This is a genomic window from Nocardioides sp. S5-5, from assembly GCF_054954065.1.
Window position 1 is genome coordinate 4125379 of the sequence record NZ_CP199913.1, and the last position, 17689, is coordinate 4143067.

Below are 17689 nucleotides of genomic sequence, written 5' to 3' on the forward strand. Positions count from 1 at the left end.
GCGCCTATCCCGGGTCAGCGGCGACAAGTCGGCGTTCATGCCGAGTTGGTTCACGCCGGGTCGGCGTGATCTCGGGTTCGTTTCGCGCCGGGTCGGCGTGATTCCGGGTTCGTTTCGCGCCGGGTCGCGGTCAGCAGGGCGAGCACCTCGGCGACCCGGGTCACGGCCGGGCGCCGGACCAGCTCGCCGTGGGTCGCGGCGACCTCGTGGCGCCGTACGTCGCCCTTGGTGGCCGGCGCCCAGCCGGCCGGGTCCAGCCAGGTCTCCGGGCGCGGGGCGGTGGCCACCACGACGTCGACGTCGCCGTCGAGGACCGGATGCCGGGAGCTGCGCACGATCCGGGCCGCGGACACCACCCCGGCGATGCAGGCGGCGAGGACGTCGGGCGGCAGGGCGGCGAGGGCGGAGCCGCCGGTGCGCAGTACGTCGACCACACCGGCCCGATCGAGGACCGGGTCGCCGGCGGGCAGCAGTCCCTCGACGCCGCCCATCCGCAGGATCCCGCGCAGGGCCTCCTGCTCGGTCGGCTCGGCGAGGTGGTGCCACTGGTCGGAGGGATAGGCGTCGAGGAGGACCACCGCGCCGACGTCCTGGCCGTCCTCGCGGGCCAGCGCGGCGACGGCGTGCGCGGCCATGCCGCCGAGCGACCAGCCGGCGACGTGGAAGGATCCCGCGCCGACGACCGAGCGGATCGTGGCCAGCTGGTGGCGGGCCAGCGCCTCGAGGTCCTCGAAGACGTCGGGCGAGCCGGTCGCGAGGCCGGGCGCCTGGAGGGCGTGGACGGGCAGGTCGCTCGGGAGCGCGCCGACCAGGCTCGTGTAGCACCAGCCGAGGCCACCGGCCGGCGGCAGCAGGAAGAGCGGTGCCCGGTCGCTGTCGCGGGCGGCGCGCAGGGTCAGCACCTCGTCGAGGCCGCGACCGCCGGAGCTGCCCGCGACGCCCGCGGCGATCACGACGGCCAGCTCCGCCGGCGTGGGCGCGGCGAACACGTCGGCCAGCCCGAGCTCGATGCCGAGATCCTCCTCGATCCGGGCGGTCAGCCGCAGCACGCCGAGCGAGTCGCCGCCGTGGGCGAAGAAGTCGGCGTCCGAGGCGACCGGACCGGTGCCGAGCACCGCCCCGACGATGGCGCACAGCTGCTGCTCGACCAGGCTCGTGGGCGCCGTGCCGCCGAGGCTGTCGCCACCGACGGACGGCGGCGCGAGCTCGGCCAGCCGCGCGCGGTCGGTCTTCCCGCTGGTGCCGAGCGGCATCGCCTCGACCGCCAGGTAGTGGCTGGGCAGCCAGCCCTCGGGCAGCTGGGCGCGAGCCTGCTCCCGCAGCGCCACGACCGCGTCCTCGGCGGCGCCGACGGCCTCGGGCAGGAACCAGAGCACCAGCTGTCCGTCCACCACACCCGCCGCGACGGCGCCCACCCCGGACGCGCCGGCGACCGCGGCCTCGACCTCGCCGAGCTCGATCCGCTGGCCGCGCACCTTGACCTGGTCGTCGGTGCGGCCCAGGTAGCGCAGCGCCCCGTCGGGCCGCCAGGCAGCGAGGTCGCCGGTGCGGTAGAGCCGGCGGCGGCCGGCGGGCAGGTCCACGTCGACGAACCGCTCGGCGGTCAGGTCCGGCCGGCCGACGTACCCCTCGGCGAGCTGGACACCGCCGAGCCACAGCTCGCCGACCACGCCGATCGGCACCGGGTGGCGGTCGGGATCGAGGACGTGGCACTCGGTGTTCCAGATCGGCCGACCGATCGGCACCGCTCCCTCCTCGCCGGCCGAGCACTCCCACACCGTCACGTCGACGGCCGCCTCGGTGGGGCCGTACAGGTTCGTCGGCGCTACGCCGAAGCAGCGCGTCGCCGCCTCGACGAGGTCCGGCGTCAGCGCCTCGCCACTGCACACCAGCGAGCGGACCGCCCCCGCGCCCACCCGCTCGCGACCGACCCGGTCGGCCAGGAGGGCGCGCAGCATGGACGGCACGAAGTGCAGCGTCGTCACCCGCTCCTCGACCACGAGGTCGGCCAGCCGGCGCGGGTCGCGATGGGCGCCCGGCTCGGCGATGACCACGCACGCCCCCACCTGCAGCGGCCAGAACAGCTCCCACACCGACACGTCGAACGAGATCGGCGTCTTGTGCAGCACCCGCTCCCCGAGGTCGAGCCGGAAGTGGTCCTGCATCCAGGCCAGCCGGTTGTCGATCGCCTCATGCCCCACCAAGACGCCCTTGGGACGGCCGGTGGACCCGGACGTGAAGAGCAGGTACGCCGGCGCGGCCGGGTCCGCGAACACCTCGCCGACCGGCTCACCGGCCGCGAGCGGCCCGGCGTCGGACACCACGAGCGCGACCTCCGCGTCCTCGCACATCGCCGCCAGCCGGGCCTGCGGCAGGTCCGGGTCGAGCGGCAGGTAGACCGCGCCGAGCAGCTGCACCGCGTGGATCGTCTCGTAGAGCGCGAACCCGCGCTCCAGGCGGACGCCGACCACCGCGCCCGGGCCGACGCCGCGCTCGCGCAGTCCGCCCGCGATCCGGCGGGACCGGTCCAGCAGCTCGCCGTAGCTGCGGGTCTGGCCACCGAAGCGCAGCGCCTCGGCGTCCGGCGTGGCCCGGGCCTGCTCCACGAAGCGCTGCGCGAGGGTGGCCGCGGTCCGCGGGCGCACGGTGGCGTTGAAGCCGTCGATGCGCCGCAGCTCGGCGGCCGTCGCGAGCGGCAGCGCCGCCACGGGCGCGTCCGCGTCGGCGCCCGCGAAGGCGAGCAGCCAGGCGCGCAGCCGCTCCAGGTGGGCGCGGCACTCGTCCGGGCCGTACAGCTCGGGATGCGCGTCCACCTCCAGGCGTACGGCGCGACCGCGACCCGGCGTACCGCGCAGCCCGATGGTCATGTCCTCGACCGGGCCGGCCATCAGGTTGCGGACCGTGCCCACCACGCCGCCGAGCGCGATCTCGAGGCCGAAGGGGATCAGGTTGAGCTGGGCGCCGAAGAGCTGGGCGCCGGGATGCCGGCGAGACAGCGCCCGCTGGAGCACCTCCTGGCGCACGAAGGGGTGTTCGCGCAAGGCCTGCTGGCCGGCGGCGACGGCGGCGAGCGCCTCGGCGACCGTGCCGTCGCCGGGGACGCTCAACGGCAGCACGTTCATCGCGGTGCAGACCGTGCGCGCGGCGGCGAGCTGCCCGACGCCGGGGGCGGCGCGGTTCATCAGCGGTACGCCGATCCGGGTGGTGGCGCGAGCGGCCATCCGGGCGAGATAGGCACCGACGGCGGCGGTCACCAGGTCGGTCCAGCCCACGCCGAGGCGCCGAGCGCCCTGCACCAGCGCCGCCTGCACATCCTCGTCGAGCGCCAGCACCTCCCGGTCGGCGCGACCGGCCGGCCCCGCGGTCCGACCCGCCAGCGCGACGATCCCGGAGGCCTCGGAGAGGCGCTCCTGCCAGGCGCGCCGACCGGCGTCGTCGTCTCGAGCCACGTCCTCGGCGACCACCTCCGCGAGCGTCGCGCTCGGCTCGGCGCGCGGGTCGCGGCCCTCGAGGACGGCGTCGTGGTGCTCGGCGATCCGACGCAGCAGCTGCTGGGCGGCGTAGCCGTCGGCGACCAGGTGGTGGGCCGCGTGGTACCACCAGCACCGCCCGTCCGGGAGCCGCAGCAGTGCGGCCCGCACCAGTCCCGGTCCGCCGACCAGACGCATCGGCGCCGCGAGGTCGGTGCGCAGCCAGGCCTCGGCGGCCTGCTCGTCGGCGACCTCCACGACCGGCAGCGCCACGGCCGCCGGTACGACGCGCTGCCGGGGTCCCTCCGGCGTCACGGTCAGCTCGACCCGCACCTGCTCGTGCTCGGCGTACGCCCGCCGGTGCGCCTCGCCCAGCACCGCCGCGTCGACCGGCCCGGCCAGCTCGACGACCTCCGCCGTCGTGTAGCAGGGGTTGTCCGGCGCGAGCTCGTGGGCGAAGAACAGGCCCTGCTGCGCGCGGCTGAGCGGAAGCCAGGGGCCCGGATCAGACACCGACGGCGAGCGCGCGCTCCCGCAGGAACGCGATCGTGGGGTGGCGGGTGAACTCGCCGAAGTCGACGTCGACACCGTGCTCGGCGAGCGTGTCGAGCACCTCGAAGGCGCGCAGCGAGTCCAGGCCGAGGGTGAACAGGTCGACCTGGGGGTCGGCGAAGGCCCGCGCGACCAGGTCGGCGTCGAGGTGGACGGAGAGCTCGGCGCCCAGGACGGCGTCCAGCCCGGCGTCCAGCCCGGCGGCGGGCGCCGGCGTGAGACTCTCCAGCACCGCGTCGGCGGTGGTCACCACCCCGCAGCAGCTGGCGATCTGCCGCAGCGCGAGGGCGTGCTCCTCCGCGCCGAAGTCGGCGACGGCGTCGGCCACGACGAAGGGATGCACCTCGCGCTGGAAGGCCTCCATCGCCGTCGCGGTGATCCCGATGTGGGCGTAGACCCCGGTGATCACCAGCTGGTCGCGCCCGGCGGCGGCGAGCTCGTGGGCGAGCTCGCTGCGCGCGAAGGCGCTGTAGCGGTGCTTGACCAGGACCCGCTCCCCCGGCGCCGGGGCGACGGCGTCGAGGATGTCGGTGTGCTCGGGCACCGCCCGCATGCCGGGGCCCCACAGGTCCCGCTGCAGGCCGCGCGCCACCTGGTCCTGGTCGCCGCGCTGCGCGGTGTAGAAGACGGGGACGCCGGCGGAGCGGGCCGCGCGCAGGATCTCGGCCGTGCGTCGTACCGCGAGGTGCAGGGCGGCGCAGTCGGGGGCGTAGGGCCGGGTGAAGTAGCGCTGCAGGTCGTGGACGAGGACCGCCGCCCGGCCGGCCTGCAGCGTCCAGGCGGCCCGGCTGGACGGCAGGTCGCGGACGTCGGGGGTGGCGTAGTCGATCGACGGAGGGAGGGTCATCGGGACTCCTGGAGTCGGACGGTGAGGAGCTGACGGAGGTCACGACGGCTGTTCTTGCCGACGTGGGTGACCGGGAGGTCGTGGAGGAACTCGAACTGGTCGGGGAGCTTGTGGGTGGCCAGTCCGCAGGCGCGCAGGTGCTCGGTGAGCTCCGCGGCGAGCTCGGGTCCGGTGGTCACGCCGGGCTCGGGGCGGACCACGACGCAGATCCGCTCCCCGAGGTAGGCGTCGGGCAGGCCGAGCGCGACGGCGTCGAGGACGTCGTCGCGGGCCAGGAGCGGTCCCTCGATCTCCTCGGTCGCCACCTTCTCGCCGCCGCGGTTGATCTGGTCCTTGGCGCGGCCGGTCACGATCAGGTGCCCGCTCGGCAGCCGCCGGACCAGGTCGCCGGTGCGGTAGAAGCCGTCGGCGGTGAAGGCGTCGCAGTTGACCGGGTCGTCCGTGCCGCCGGGCACGTAGTAGCCGCGGATCGTGTACGGGCCGCGGGTCAACAGCGCGCCCTCCGCGCCCTCGGGTACCTCGGCCTCGTCGGGGTCGTCCGGGTCGACGATCCGGATCTCGTCGTCGGCGCTGATCGGCCGGCCCTGGGTGGTGAGCACCAGCTCCTCGGCGTCGTCGAGCCGGGTGTAGTTCACCAGGCCCTCGGCCATCCCGAACACCTGCTGCACCCGGGCGCCGAGCACCGGGCCGATCTCGGCGGCCACGGCGTCGGAGAGCCGGGCCCCGCCGACCTGGACGACCTCCAGCGACGAGAGGTCCGGCGTACGACGGCGCGCGGAGGAGATCCACGCCTGCGCCAGCGGCGGGACCAACGAGGTCCAGGTGACCCGCTCGTCGGCGACCAGCCGGAACGCCGTGCGCGGACTGGGGTCGCGGGCCAGCACGACCGTGCCGCCGGCGTGCAGCACCCCGAGGATCCCCGGCGAGCTCATCGCGAAGTTGTGGGCGGCCGGGAGCACGACGAGCAGCACCGTCTCCTCGGTGAGCCCGCAGATCTCGGCGGAGGCGCGCACGGAGTAGAGGTAGTCGGCATGGGTGCGCGGGATCAGCTTGGCCACCCCCGTCGTCCCTCCCGACAGCTGGAGGAAGGCCACGTCCGACGAGGTGCCAGGTCTGGCGGGGCCAGGTGTGCTGTCGGGCGGGTCGAGATGCGTCCACTGCTGGACGTCGACCAGCGCGGGCGGCTCGTGCCCCCGCTCGCGCAGCCGCTCGGCCACGCGTGCGACGAGGGCCCGGTGGTCGTGGCCGTCGGTGTCGCCGGAGACCACGACCGCGGCGGCATCGGCGATCGCGCAGAACTGGGTCAGCTCGGTCTCGCGGTGCCCGGGCTGGGCGAAGACGGGCAGCACGCCGTGCCGGAAGCAGCCGAGGACGACCGCGGCGAACTCGGCGACATTCGGCAGCGCCAGCACCACCCGGTCGCCGGGTACGACGCCCACCGCGGCCAGCCGGGCCGCGGCCGCGTCGGCGGCGACCGCCAGCTCGGCGTACGTCCAACGCACCGGCGCGCCGTGCGCGTCGACGCCGACGACCGCGGTGCGGGCGGCGAACCGCGTGGTGCGATCCGCGACGAAGTCGGCGAAGGTCTCGTCGGTCCAGTGGCCGGCGGCCCGGTAGCGCGCGGCGACGTCCGCGGGGTAGCCGGTCACGGGCGCCAACGGCGACCGGGCGGCGCTCATCGCGGCGGCTCGATGGCGTCGGGCGGCGGGGTGACACCGGCGACTCGGGCCATGGTGGCCAGCTTCGCGCCGGTCTCACGGACCTCGGAGGCGGGCTCGGAGCCCGCGACGATCCCGGCCCCGGCGAACAGCCGCAGCCGCGGACCGTCCATCACCGCGGCCCGGATGGTCACGGCGAACTCGCCGTCACCAGAGCCGTCGACCCAGCCCACGCACCCGGCGAACCAGTCACGCAGATCCCCCTCGAGATCGGCGATCACCGCATTCGCCGCCGCCGCCGGCACCCCACCCACCGCCGGCGTCGGGTGCAGCAGCTGAGCCAGCCGCAACGCACTCGGCCCCTCGACCGGATCAGCCAGCCGCGCATGGATCGGAGTCGCCAGATGCCACACCGTGTCAGTCGAGAGCAGCTCCGGCGTCGCCGGATACTCGACCTCCACGCAGACCTCCTTGAGCGCATGCACGATCGCCTCGACGACGAAGGCATGCTCGGCGAGATCCTTCGCCGAGGCCTGCAGGCCGGCGGCCCGGCGGGCGTCCTCGTCGGGATCGGCCGCGCGGGGCACCGAGCCCGCCAGCGGCGTACACGAGATGACCGCGCCCTCGCGGCGCACCAGCAGCTCGGGGCTGGCACCGACCAGGACCCGGCCCTTGTCGGGCAGGACGCCGTCGAGCGCCGGGATGAGCGGGACGCTGAAGACATAGCGGCCCGGGCGGGTCGTGAGCAGCCGGTCGATGATCTCGGCCGGCACCAGCGGCGGCTCGCTCACCACGTCGAGACAGCGACCGAGCACCACCTTGTCCAGCTCGCCGCGCGAGATCTTGTCGAGCGCGGCGGCGACCATCGCGGCGTACTCGGCCGGCGTGGGGTACGCCGTCACCTCGCACCGGCGCTCGACCTCCGGCCCCGGCGTCGGATCCAGCGCTCGCTCCGAGCCGACGACCTGGTGCGCGATGCCGGGAGCACCGGAGGCGAAGGACAGCGCGACCAGCGCCCGTTCGCCGGGTGCGAGGGCGGACACGACCTCGTCGGCCCACGCCACATCGGCGCTGTCGGCGTGCTGCCAGGTGCGGAGCACCCGGTCGGCGACGTACGCCTGCTCGCCGGACGCGAACAGCAGGGGGTGGCTCACAGCGAGGCTCCTCCGTCGACGAAGATCTGCTGCAGCGTCACGTGTCGCGCCGCGTCGGACAGCAGGAAGGCGACGACCGCGGCGACATCGGCCGGCGTGGCGATCCGGCCCAGCGGGATGCCGACCCGGAACGCACCCGGGTCGCCGTGGACGGCGCGGGCAGCCCCCTGCGCGGGGTCGGGCCACAGGTCGCGCTGCATCGCGGTGTCGGTCGACCCCGGCTCGACGACATTGCACCGCACGCCCCGGGCCGCGAGCTCGAGGCCCGCGGCACGGGTCGCCGCCGCCGCGGCGGCCTTCGAGGCGGCGTACGCGATCATCCCGGTGCGCGGCACGCGGGCGGCGTTCGAGCCCACCACCACGACCGCGCCACCGTCGCGGACCTGCCGCGCGGCGCCCTGCAGGCAGTGCAGCGCGCCGCCCGCGTTGACCGCGAGGTGGCGCTGCCAGTCGTCTTCGATGACCTCGCTCAGCCCGCCCGGGACCAGGATCCCGGCGGCGGACACCACCCCGGCCAGGGGCCCCAGGGCATCGGCCGCCTGGTCGAAGGCCGCGCGCACGGCGGCCGCGTCGGCCACGTCCGCCACGAGCTCGAGCGCCGACAGCTCGGCCGCCACCGCCCGCAGGGCCTCCGGGTCACGGTCCAGCAGCGCCAGCCGCACACCGGCCCCGCTCAGCTCCCGGGCGACCGCCCGGCCGATGCCCGAGGCGGCTCCGGTGACCAGCACCGCGGCCTCGTCTTCAAACATGTGACGATAATAAGGCCAGCCTAACCATTGTCCAATCGGGTCTCACCGACGCGCGACCCGCGGCCGGCAGCTCAGCGGAAGGCGGCCTCCCCGGTCAGCGCCCGGCCGATGACGAGCTGGTGGACCTCGCTGGTGCCCTCGTAGGTCAGCACGGACTCGAGGTTGTTGGCGTGTCTCATGATCGGGTACTCCAGGGTGATCCCGGCGGCGCCGAGGATGGTGCGGCACTCCCGCGCGATCGCGATCGCCTCGCGGACGTTGTTGAGCTTGCCGAGGCTGACCTGGTCGGGGTGCAGCCGGCCGGTGTCCTTGAGCCGACCCAGGTGCAGCGCGAGAAGCATCCCCTTGCCGAGCTCGAGGCTCATGTCGGCGAGCTTGGCCTGGGTCAGCTGGTACGACGCCAGCGGCTTGTCGAAGATGTCCCGGTCCTTCGCATAGGCGATGGCCGTCTCGATGCAGTCGCGCGCGGCACCGAGGGCGCCGAACACGATCCCGAACCGGGCCTCGTTCAGGCACGACAGCGGCCCCTTCAGCCCGCGCACCTCCGGGAGCACGGCGCTGTCGGGCAGCCGCACCGAGTCGAGCACCAGCTCGGAGGTGACCGAGGCGCGCAGCGACATCTTCCTCTTGATCTCGGGCGCGCTGAAGCCCGGCGTGCCGGCAGGTACGACGAACCCGCGGATCCCCTCGTCGCTCTGCGCCCACACCACCGCGACGTCGGCGACCGAGCCGTTGGTGATCCACATCTTGTTGCCGCTCAGCACCCACCCGTCGCCGTCGCGGATCGCGCGGGTGCGCATCCCGGCCGGGTTCGAGCCGAAGTCGGGCTCGGTGAGGCCGAAGCAGCCGATCGCCTCACCGGTGGCCATCCGCGGCAGCCAGGTCTCCTTCTGCTCCTGCGAGCCCCACTTCCAGATCGCGAACATCGCCAGCGAGCCCTGCACCGAGACCAGCGAGCGCAGGCCCGAGTCCGCTGCCTCGAGCTCCAGGCACGCCAGGCCGTACGCCGTCGCGCTGGTTCCCGCGCAGCCGTACCCCTCCAGGTGCATGCCGAGCACGCCCAGCTTGCCGAGGTCGAGGGCCAGCTCCCGGGCCGGGATCGCCGCGTTCTCGTACCAGTCGGCGAGGCTCGGCTTGATCCGCGCCTCCACGAAGGAGCGGACGGTGTCGCGCATCGCGATCTCCTCCTCGTCGAGGAGGTGGTCGATGCCGAAGAGGTCGAGCGGTGCCTGTGCCATGGAGGTCACTTCCTGTCGGGACTCGAGAGCTTCAGAGGAATGCGGAGATGCCGGTCTCGGCCCGGCCGATGAGCAGCTTCTGGATCTGGCTGGTGCCTTCGTACAGCGTCATCACCCGCGCGTCGCGCATGTACTTCTGAACCGGGTACTCATCGACGTACCCGTAGCCGCCGAAGGCCTGGATCGCGAGGTTGGCCGCCTTGAGCGCCGCCTCCGAGGCGAAGTACTTCGCCTTCGATGCCTCGGTCGCGAACGGGATGCCGCGCTCGATCAGGTCCGCGGCACGCCAGGTGAGCAGCCGCGCGGCGTCGGCGTCGACGGAGATCTCGGCGATCATGTCCTGGATCAGCTGGAAGGACGCGAGCGGCCGGCCGAACTGCCGGCGCTCCTTGCTGTAGGCCACCACGGCCTCGAGGCAGCCCTGGATGATGCCGACGCAGCCGGCGCCGACCGAGACCCGGCCCTTGTCGAGGGACTTCATGGCGAGCTTGAACCCCTCGCCCTCCTCGCCGACCAGCGCCGAGGCGGGTACCCGCACACGGTCGAGGCCGAGCTCCGCGGTCGCCTGGCCGCGCAGGCCGAGCTTGCCGTGGATCTCGGTGCGGGTGAACCCGGGAGCGTCAGTCGGGACGAGGAAGGCCGAGACGCCCTTCGGGCCCGGCTCCCCGGTGCGCGCGAAGACCAGGCACACATCGGCCCAGGTGCCGTTGGTGATGAAGATCTTGCTGCCCGTGATCAGGTAGTCGTCGCCGTCGCGGACCGCGCGGGTCTTGAGGTTGCCCGCGTCGGAGCCGGTGTCGGGCTCGGTGAGGCCGAAGCAGCCGAGCCTGGTGCCGGTGGCGATGCCGGGCAGCCACTCCTGCCGCTGCTCCTCGGTGCCGTGCTCGAGCACGATCTTGCCGAACAGGCCCATCGAGACCGAACCGATCCCGCGCACCGCCGAGTCGGCGCGGCCGAGCTCCTCCATGCCGATGCAGTAGGTGATGTAGTCGCCGCCGACGCCGCCGTACTCCTCGGGGATGGTGAGGCCGAAGAAGCCGATCTCGCCGAGCTTCGGGATGATCGCGGTGTCGACCGACTCGCGACGGTCCCACTCGGCGCGGTAGGGCACCACCTCGTGGTCGAGGAACTCGCGGGCGAGCTTCCGGAAGCCGATCTGGTCCTCGGTGAGGGTCAGGTCCATCAGTCGTCTCCGTCGGTGTCGTAGGTGTAGAAGCCACGGCCGGTCTTGCGGCCGAGATGGCCCGCCTCGACGAGCGCCCGCACGGTGGCGGACGGCGCGTCGGCGGGATCGCCGGTCTCGGCGTACCGAGCCTGCTTGGTGAGGAAGCCGATGTCGATACCGGTCAGGTCCATCAGCTCGAACGGACCCATGGGATAGCCCAGCGCGGTGCGGCAGGCGGTGTCGATCGACTCGACGGTGGCATGGCCACCCTCGAGGAGCCCGATCGCCTCGTCGCGTACGGCGTTGAGGATCCGGTTGGCGACGAAGCCGGGGATCTCCTTGTCGAGCACGACCGGCTGCTTGCCGATCCGCTCCACGAAGGCGAGCGCGGCCGCCAGGGTCGGCGCCGAGGTCTCGGGGCCGCGCACCACCTCGACGCAGCTCATCACCAGCGCGGGGTTGAAGAAGTGCAGGTTGCAGAACCGGTCGGGTCGCGTCGTGGCGCCGGCCATCGCCGAGGGCACGAAGCTGGAGGAGTTGCTGGCGAGGACGGTGCGCTCGGGGCAGTGCCGGTCGAGCTCGGCGAACAGCCCCCTCTTGACGTCGATCCTCTCGACGACCGCCTCGACGACCAGGTCGACGTCCGTGACGCCGGCCAGCTCGGTGGCGAGGCGGAGCCGGGCGAAGGCCTCCCCCACGTCCTCGGGCGTACGACGGCCCTTGACGATCTGCCGCGCCATCCGCTCGCGCAGCTCCCGCTCGGCCCGGGCCAGGGTCTCGACGTCGAGGTCGTGAAGCGCGACCCGGTGGCCCGCCAACGCGGCGACCAGCGCGATCTGCGCGCCCATCGCTCCGGCACCGACCACGAGGACCGACTCGATGCGGCTCATCGCGCGCTCCAGCTCGGCGTCCGCTTCGCCAAGAACGCCTCGGCGCCCTCACGCTTGTCGTCGGTCGTGTAGAGCAGCGCCTGGGCGAGCCGCTCGACGACCAGGCCGGTGCGCTGGTCGGCGTCCATGCCCGAGCGGATGACCAGCTTGGCCAGGCGCACGGCGAGCGGCCCCTTGGCGAGGATCGTCCGCGCGACCTCGCGGGCGGTGGCGAGCAGCGCCTCGGGCTCGGCGACCCGGGTGACCAGGCCGGCGGCCAGGGCTTCGTCGGCGGTGAGCATCCGGCCGGTCAGCACCAGGTCGATCGCCAGCCCGGTCCCGACCAGCCGCGCCATCCGCTGGGTGCCGCCGGCACCCGGCAGGACCGACAGGTTGGTCTCCGGCAGCCCGAACCGGGCGGTGGTGGCCGCGATCCGGAGGTCGCAGGCCATGGCCAGCTCGCAGCCACCGCCGAGGGCATAGCCGTTGACGGCCGCGATGGTCGGCTTCGGATAGGCCTCCACCTCGTCGTAGAGGCGCTGCATGTCGGAGGCCAGCCCGGTGTGCAGGTCGTAGTGCCGCAGCTGCCCGATGTCGGCGCCCGCGACGAAGGCGCGGTCGCCGGCGCCGGTGATCACCAGCGCGCCCACCGCGTCGTCGTCGCGGAAGGCGTCGAGCGCGGCGCGCAGGTCGTCTTGGACCTGGCGGCTGACCGCGTTGCGGACCTCCGGGCGGTCGATCGTCACCAGAGCGACGCCGTCGGCGACATCCACCAGCAGCGTCTCGAGGGCCGGCAGCGCGCTCACGAGCCGGCCACCCGGTCGCGGAGCTGGAACTTCTGGATCTTGCCGCTCGGCGTGCGCGGCAGGTCGTCGAGGACGACGAGCTGCTCGGGCCAGTACTGCTTGGCCACGCCCCGGCCGGCCAAGAACGCCTGCAGGTCCTCGAAGGTCAGCGCCGTGCCCGGCTTCAGCACGACGCAGGCGCAGGCCCGCTCCTGCAGCCGCGGATCGGGCTTGGCCACGACCGCGACCGCGTCGATCGCGGGATGCTCGTAGAGCGCGTTCTCGACGTAGGCGACCGGGATGTTCTCCCCGCCCCGGATGATCACGTCCTTGGTGCGACCGGAGATCCGCAGGTAGCCGTCCTCGTCGACGTACGCGAGGTCGCCGGTGTCGAACCAGGGCTCACCGCCGTCCTCGGCGGGCACGAGCAGGGTCCGCGTGAGGTCGAGCCGCTCGGCGTATCCGACGAAGAGGAAGGGGCCGCGCACCTGCAGGGCGCCCTCGGTGCGCGCAGGTACGACGCAGCCACCCTCGTCGACCACGCGGATCTCCATGCCCGGCCAGGGGTAGCCATCGGTCTCGACGATCTTCGCCTCGGGGTCGCCGGGGATCCCGATGGTGACCAGGCCCTCCTCGGTCTGGCCCCAGCCGCCGACGACCACCAGACCCGGCAGTGCCTCCCGGGCGGCCCGGACCACGGCCGGCGGGATCGGGGCGCCCATGCAGCAGAACCGGACCAGCGAGGACAGGTCGTGCTCGGCCAGGTTGGGCGCGGCGAGCAGATCGTGGAGGAAGGGCGTCGCGGCCGACGTGTAGGTGATGCCGTGCTCGGCGACCAGCTCCACGAAGGTCGGCGGGTCCCACACGTCCTGCAGCACGCAGGTCGCGCCGTTCTGCACGTTGAGCCGGGCACCGTAGAGGAAGCCGGTGAGGTGGGCCAGCGTCGAGGCCATGTGCAGCACGCTCTCGCCGCTGACACCGAGCCGCGCCGGCAGCGGGTCGTTGGCGGCGACCAGGGTGTTGTGGGTGTGCATGACGCCCTTGGGCTCGCCGGTCGTCCCGCTGGTGAAGATGAGCAGGGTGACCTCGTCGGCGTCCGGGCGCAGCGCCGCCAGGCTCGCCGGGTCGGTCCTCTCCTCCCACGCCGTGTCGACCAGCTCGTCCCACGACGGCTCGCCGACGACGAGGACGTCGACCGGCTGCTCCCAGTCCGGCCGCAGTCGCTCCACCATCGCCGGGTAGTCGTACCCGCGGAACTCCCGCGGCACGACGACCAGCCGCGACCTCGCCAGGCCCACCATGAAGCCGACCTCCCGCTCCCGGTAGATCGGGATCAGCGGGTTGCTCACCGCCCCGATCCGGGTCGCCGCGTAGTGGAGGACGACCCACTCGACCCAGTTGGGGAGCTGGAAGGAGATCACGTCGCCGGGACCGAGCCCGCGCTCGACGAGGCCGAGGGCGACCCGGTCGACGAGGCGCCGCAGCTCGCCGTACGTGATCGACCGGCGGCTGTCGACGAAGGCGACCTTGTCGGGCGTCGCGGCGGCGTGCTGGTCGAGGAAGTCGGTGATCGTGTGGCCGCGCCAGTGGCCGGCGGCCGTCTCCCGGGCGATCCGGGCGGGGGTGAGAAGGGTCTCGAACACGACGTGCTCCTGTCGGCAGGGAGGATCAGGAACGGATCAGGACATGGTCAGGCCGCCGCTGACGCTGACGGTCTGGCCGGTGATGAAGGCGGCCTCGTCGGAGGCGTAGAAGACGACGGCGTTGGCGAGGTCCTCCGGCTGGCCGAGGCGGCGCATCGGGATCGCCTTGGCCAGCGCCTCGCGCAGCCTCTCGCCGCCCATCGAGGCGAACAGGGCGGTGTCGGTCGGACCGGGGCACACGCAGTTGACCGCGACCCCGGCGCGGGCGACCTCGCGGGCGGTGGCCTTGGTGAACGCGATCACCCCGCCCTTGGCGGCCGAGTAGACCGCCTCCCCCGACGAGCCGACCCGGCCGGCGTCGGAGCCGAGGTTGACCACACGGCCGCCGCCCTGGGCGATCATCAGCGGCAGCACCTTCTTGGAGGTGTTGAGGACGCCGTACAGGTTGATCCCGATCACCCGGTCCCAGGTCTCCGGCTCGGAGTCGACGAACGGCTCGGCCTTGTCCCATCCCGCGTTGTTGACGAGGACATCGACCCGGCCGAGCTGGGCCACGACCTGATCGACCATGGTGTCGACCGACGTCCGGTCGGTGACATCGGTGGCGATGCCCACCGCGCCGCCGCCGATCTCGTCGGCGGTCTCCTTGGCGGTGGCCTCGTTGATGTCGGTCACCACGACGGTCGCGCCCTCGGCGGCCAGCTTGGCGGCGATCGCCTTGCCGATGCCCTGGCCGGCGCCGGTGACGATCGCGATCTTGTTCTCGAGCTTGCCCATGGTTGTGGTCCTTCCGATCAGGGTGCGTAGGCGCGGCCGAGCAGGCCGCGGGAGATGACGAGCTTGGAGACCTGGGCGGTGCCGTCGCCGATCTCGAGACCGATGACGTCGCGCAGCCGCTGGCCGACCTTGTGCTCGGTCGAGTAGCCGACGTGGCCGAGGGTGAGCAGCGCCTGGTGGATCACCTCGGTGGCGAGCTTGGGCGCCCAGAACTTGGCCATCGCCGCCTCGGCGCTGTGCTCGAGGTCGTGGTCCTTGAGCCACAGCGCCTCGTAGCAGACGTGGCGCGCGCCCTTGACGTAGGTCGCGTACTCCGCGAGGGGGAAGCTGACCCCCTGGAACCTGCCGATCGGCTGCCCGAAGGCCTCGCGGTCGCGCGCCCACTGGGCGGCCTCGTCGAGCGAGACCTGGGCGGCGCCGAGGCAGAGCAGGCCGATGATCGCGCGGGAGTAGTCGAAGCCCTGCATCACCGAGACGAAGCCGTCGCCCTCGTTGCCGATCAGCTCGGCCCGGGTGACGCGCACGTCGTCGAAGTGGATCGACGCGCGGCCGATCGCGCGGCTGCCGAGGTCGTCGAAGGCGCTGCGGGTGACGCCCGGGTCCGTCAGGTCCACCCAGAACGCCGAGACCCCGCGGGCACCGGGCTCGCCGGTGCGGGCCAGGACGACGGCGCGGTCGGACGCCATGCCGAGCGTGATCGAGGTCTTCTCGCCGTTGAGCACCCAGGCGTCCTCCCCGTCGGGGACGGCGCGCAACTCCAGGCTCGCCGCGTCGGTGCCGTGTCCGGGCTCGGTGATCATGATGCAGGGCACGGTCTCGCCCGAGGCGATGCCCGGCAGCCAGGCCGCCTTCTGCTCGGCGGTCGCGTTGCGGACGATGATGTCGCTGATCAGCGCGGTGTTGATGATCAGGTAGCCGGCGTTGAAGTCGGCGCGGCCGACCTCCTCGGCGGCGATCCCGGCGATGACGGCGGTGGCGTCCTGGCCGCCGTGCTCCTCGGGGATGCGGAGCCCGGTCAGGCCCATCCCCGCCATGTCGAGGGCGAGCTGGTGACGGAACTGCGCCGCCTGGTCGTCGGCCTGGTAGTGCGGCGCGAGCACCTTCTCCGCCCACCGGCGCATCTCGGCGCGGAAGGCCTCCTGGTCTTCGTCGCGTCCGTAGTGCATCTCAGTGCCAGTTCACGTGGGCGGCGAAGTCGGCCGGCCGCTTCTCGGCGAACGCCGCGGCGCCCTCGGCGCCCTCGGGCGAGGCCACGAACATGTCGAGCGCGGTCATCGCCATGTTGCTGAAGCCGGCCTGGTGGTCGGTGTCGGCGTTGAACGACTGCTTGAGGAAGCGGATCGCGGTCGGGCTCTTCTCGGCGACCTCGGCGACCCACGCCTTGGCCTCGACCAGCAGCTCGTCGGCCGGCACGACCTTGTTGACCAGGTTCATCGCCAGCGCCTCCTGCGCGGAGTACTGGCGGCACCAGAACCAGATCTCGCGGGCCTTCTTCTCGCCCACGACCCGGGCCAGGTACGCCGACCCGAAGCCCGCGTCGAAGGAGCCGACTCGCGGACCGGCCTGCCCGAACCGGGCGGTCTCGCTGGCGATGGAGACATCACACAGGACGTGCAGCACGTGGCCGCCGCCGACCGCGATGCCGTTGACCGCGGCGATGACCGGCTTGGGGATGTCGCGCATCAGCTTGTGCAGGTCGCCGACCCGGAACCGGCCGAGCTCGCTCGGGCCGTAGTCGCCGGTCTCGGCCCGCTGCTTGACGTCGCCACCGGTGCAGAACGCCTTCTCCCCCGCACCCGTGAGGATCACGGCGCGGACCCGCGGGTCGGACCACGCCAGGTTGAAGGCGGTGATCAGCTCGTCCACGGTCTGCGACCGGAAGGCGTTGTAGCGCTCGGGACGGCTGATCGTGACGATCGCCGCCGCGTCCTCCACGACATAGGTGATGTCGTCGAACTTCTGCTCCATCAGGTCGGTCATGCCGCACGCTCCTCGGGTGTGAATATTCGTTCATCTGCAATGAACGTAGATTCATTCTCTCCCGATGTCAACGGCTGCCGTCGCGAGCCCCGTGGTTGAATGAACCCACGTTCACCTCGACCGACCCGGAGACCGCGACGATGACCCAGGCACTCGACCCCGACACCGCGGCGCGCGAGGCGCGAGCCCGGCAGCGCAGCGAGCAGCTCCTCGACGCCGCCGCCCGCCTGATGGAGCGCGACGGCTCCCACGGCGTCTCGATGCAGGCGCTCGCCGCCGAGGCCGGGGTCAGCGTGGGCCTGATCTACCGCTACTTCGGCAGCAAGGACGAGATCCTGCTGGCGGTGATCGTCCACGTCCTCGACGACTTCGCGACCGCCGTACCCGCGGCGATGGCGGCCGCCGGCGACGACCCGGTCGAGCGCCTGGCCGCGGCCTTCCGCGGCTACTGCGAGGTGATCGACCGCCACCGCCACGCCGCCGTCCTCACCTACCGCGAGGGCAAGTCCCTCGACGAGGCGGGCCGCCGACGGATCAAGGACCTCGAGGTCGAGACCACCGAGCCGCTGCGCCGCGCGATCGCCGACGGCATCGAGGCCGGCGCGCTACGGCCGGTCGAGCCCGACCTGGTCTCCGCCAACCTGGTCCTGCTCGCCCACGCCTGGGCGCTCAAGCACTGGTACTTCGAGCGCACCCTCGGGTTCGACGAGTACGTCCGCCAGCAGTTCGCCCTCGCGCTGCACGGGATCGTCGAGCCGAGGCAGAAGCGGCGCTACGCAGCGCTGCTGCAGGACTGAGCACC

The 17689-nt window shown here is 73.2% G+C and carries 14 protein-coding genes; 1 reads left to right on the plus strand and 13 read right to left on the minus strand.

What is annotated here, in order from left to right:
• Positions 1 to 50: 50 nt before the first annotated feature.
• The 13 genes from ACUP6Y_RS20015 to ACUP6Y_RS20075 all read right to left on the minus strand — a co-directional run bounded on the left by ACUP6Y_RS20015 (position 51) and on the right by ACUP6Y_RS20075 (position 16887).
• On the minus strand, positions 51 to 3983 hold the full coding sequence (locus tag ACUP6Y_RS20015) for an amino acid adenylation domain-containing protein (protein ID WP_462552628.1): 3933 nt from the start codon (positions 3981 to 3983) through the stop codon (positions 51 to 53).
• Positions 3976 to 4869 (minus strand): isochorismatase family protein, encoded by an 894-nt coding sequence (locus ACUP6Y_RS20020; RefSeq protein ID WP_462552629.1) that lies wholly within the window; start codon positions 4867 to 4869, stop codon positions 3976 to 3978. The genes ACUP6Y_RS20015 and ACUP6Y_RS20020 overlap by 8 nt, the downstream gene beginning before the upstream one ends.
• A complete protein-coding gene (locus ACUP6Y_RS20025) occupies positions 4866 to 6548 on the minus strand; it encodes a (2,3-dihydroxybenzoyl)adenylate synthase (protein WP_462552630.1) in 1683 nt (560 codons plus the stop codon). Before ACUP6Y_RS20025 ends, ACUP6Y_RS20020 begins: the two co-directional genes overlap by 4 nt.
• Complete coding sequence (locus tag ACUP6Y_RS20030; RefSeq protein WP_462552631.1) at positions 6545 to 7681, minus strand: isochorismate synthase; 1137 nt, start codon at positions 7679 to 7681, stop codon at positions 6545 to 6547. The genes ACUP6Y_RS20025 and ACUP6Y_RS20030 overlap by 4 nt, the downstream gene beginning before the upstream one ends.
• Positions 7678 to 8430, minus strand: a complete 753-nt coding sequence (locus ACUP6Y_RS20035; protein WP_462552632.1) for an SDR family oxidoreductase — start codon at positions 8428 to 8430, stop codon at positions 7678 to 7680. The genes ACUP6Y_RS20030 and ACUP6Y_RS20035 overlap by 4 nt, the downstream gene beginning before the upstream one ends.
• 71 nt (positions 8431 to 8501) lie before the next feature.
• Complete coding sequence (locus ACUP6Y_RS20040) at positions 8502 to 9668, minus strand: acyl-CoA dehydrogenase family protein (RefSeq protein ID WP_462552633.1); 1167 nt, start codon at positions 9666 to 9668, stop codon at positions 8502 to 8504.
• Positions 9669 to 9699: 31 nt separating this feature from the next.
• Positions 9700 to 10851: an acyl-CoA dehydrogenase family protein gene (locus ACUP6Y_RS20045; RefSeq protein WP_462552634.1), complete on the minus strand. Its 1152-nt coding sequence runs from the start codon at positions 10849 to 10851 to the stop codon at positions 9700 to 9702.
• Entirely contained in the window at positions 10851 to 11723 is an 873-nt protein-coding gene (locus ACUP6Y_RS20050) for a 3-hydroxyacyl-CoA dehydrogenase family protein (RefSeq protein WP_462552635.1), read from the minus strand. The genes ACUP6Y_RS20045 and ACUP6Y_RS20050 overlap by 1 nt, the downstream gene beginning before the upstream one ends.
• Positions 11720 to 12508, minus strand: coding sequence for an enoyl-CoA hydratase/isomerase family protein (locus tag ACUP6Y_RS20055; protein WP_462552636.1), 789 nt, complete (start codon positions 12506 to 12508; stop codon positions 11720 to 11722). The genes ACUP6Y_RS20050 and ACUP6Y_RS20055 overlap by 4 nt, the downstream gene beginning before the upstream one ends.
• On the minus strand, positions 12505 to 14130 hold the full coding sequence (locus tag ACUP6Y_RS20060) for an AMP-binding protein (RefSeq protein WP_462552637.1): 1626 nt from the start codon (positions 14128 to 14130) through the stop codon (positions 12505 to 12507). The genes ACUP6Y_RS20055 and ACUP6Y_RS20060 overlap by 4 nt, the downstream gene beginning before the upstream one ends.
• A gap of 36 nt (positions 14131 to 14166) precedes the next feature.
• Positions 14167 to 14907: an SDR family NAD(P)-dependent oxidoreductase gene (locus ACUP6Y_RS20065; protein ID WP_462552639.1), complete on the minus strand. Its 741-nt coding sequence runs from the start codon at positions 14905 to 14907 to the stop codon at positions 14167 to 14169.
• Between the two features lie 17 nt (positions 14908 to 14924).
• A complete protein-coding gene (locus ACUP6Y_RS20070; protein ID WP_462552640.1) occupies positions 14925 to 16073 on the minus strand; it encodes an acyl-CoA dehydrogenase family protein in 1149 nt (382 codons plus the stop codon).
• Position 16074: 1 nt separating this feature from the next.
• Positions 16075 to 16887: an enoyl-CoA hydratase-related protein gene (locus ACUP6Y_RS20075; protein ID WP_462552642.1), complete on the minus strand. Its 813-nt coding sequence runs from the start codon at positions 16885 to 16887 to the stop codon at positions 16075 to 16077.
• Between the two features lie 140 nt (positions 16888 to 17027).
• Between ACUP6Y_RS20075 and ACUP6Y_RS20080 the strand changes: the two genes are divergently transcribed.
• Positions 17028 to 17684 carry a TetR/AcrR family transcriptional regulator gene (locus ACUP6Y_RS20080; protein WP_462552643.1) on the plus strand — a complete coding sequence of 219 codons (657 nt, stop codon included), beginning with the start codon at positions 17028 to 17030 and terminating at the stop codon, positions 17682 to 17684.
• Positions 17685 to 17689 lie beyond the last annotated feature (5 nt).

Coding starts and splice junctions, on each gene's coding strand:
- ACUP6Y_RS20020 (WP_462552629.1), bottom strand. CDS start 4,869: ATGACCCTCCCTCCGTCGATCGACTACGCCACCCCCGACGTCCGCGAC.
- ACUP6Y_RS20025 (WP_462552630.1), bottom strand. CDS start 6,548: ATGAGCGCCGCCCGGTCGCCGTTGGCGCCCGTGACCGGCTACCCCGCG.
- ACUP6Y_RS20035 (WP_462552632.1), bottom strand. CDS start 8,430: ATGTTTGAAGACGAGGCCGCGGTGCTGGTCACCGGAGCCGCCTCGGGC.
- ACUP6Y_RS20040 (WP_462552633.1), bottom strand. CDS start 9,668: ATGGCACAGGCACCGCTCGACCTCTTCGGCATCGACCACCTCCTCGAC.
- ACUP6Y_RS20045 (WP_462552634.1), bottom strand. CDS start 10,851: ATGGACCTGACCCTCACCGAGGACCAGATCGGCTTCCGGAAGCTCGCC.
- ACUP6Y_RS20050 (WP_462552635.1), bottom strand. CDS start 11,723: ATGAGCCGCATCGAGTCGGTCCTCGTGGTCGGTGCCGGAGCGATGGGC.
- ACUP6Y_RS20065 (WP_462552639.1), bottom strand. CDS start 14,907: ATGGGCAAGCTCGAGAACAAGATCGCGATCGTCACCGGCGCCGGCCAG.
- ACUP6Y_RS20070 (WP_462552640.1), bottom strand. CDS start 16,073: ATGCACTACGGACGCGACGAAGACCAGGAGGCCTTCCGCGCCGAGATG.
- ACUP6Y_RS20075 (WP_462552642.1), bottom strand. CDS start 16,887: ATGACCGACCTGATGGAGCAGAAGTTCGACGACATCACCTATGTCGTG.
- ACUP6Y_RS20080 (WP_462552643.1), top strand. CDS start 17,028: ATGACCCAGGCACTCGACCCCGACACCGCGGCGCGCGAGGCGCGAGCC.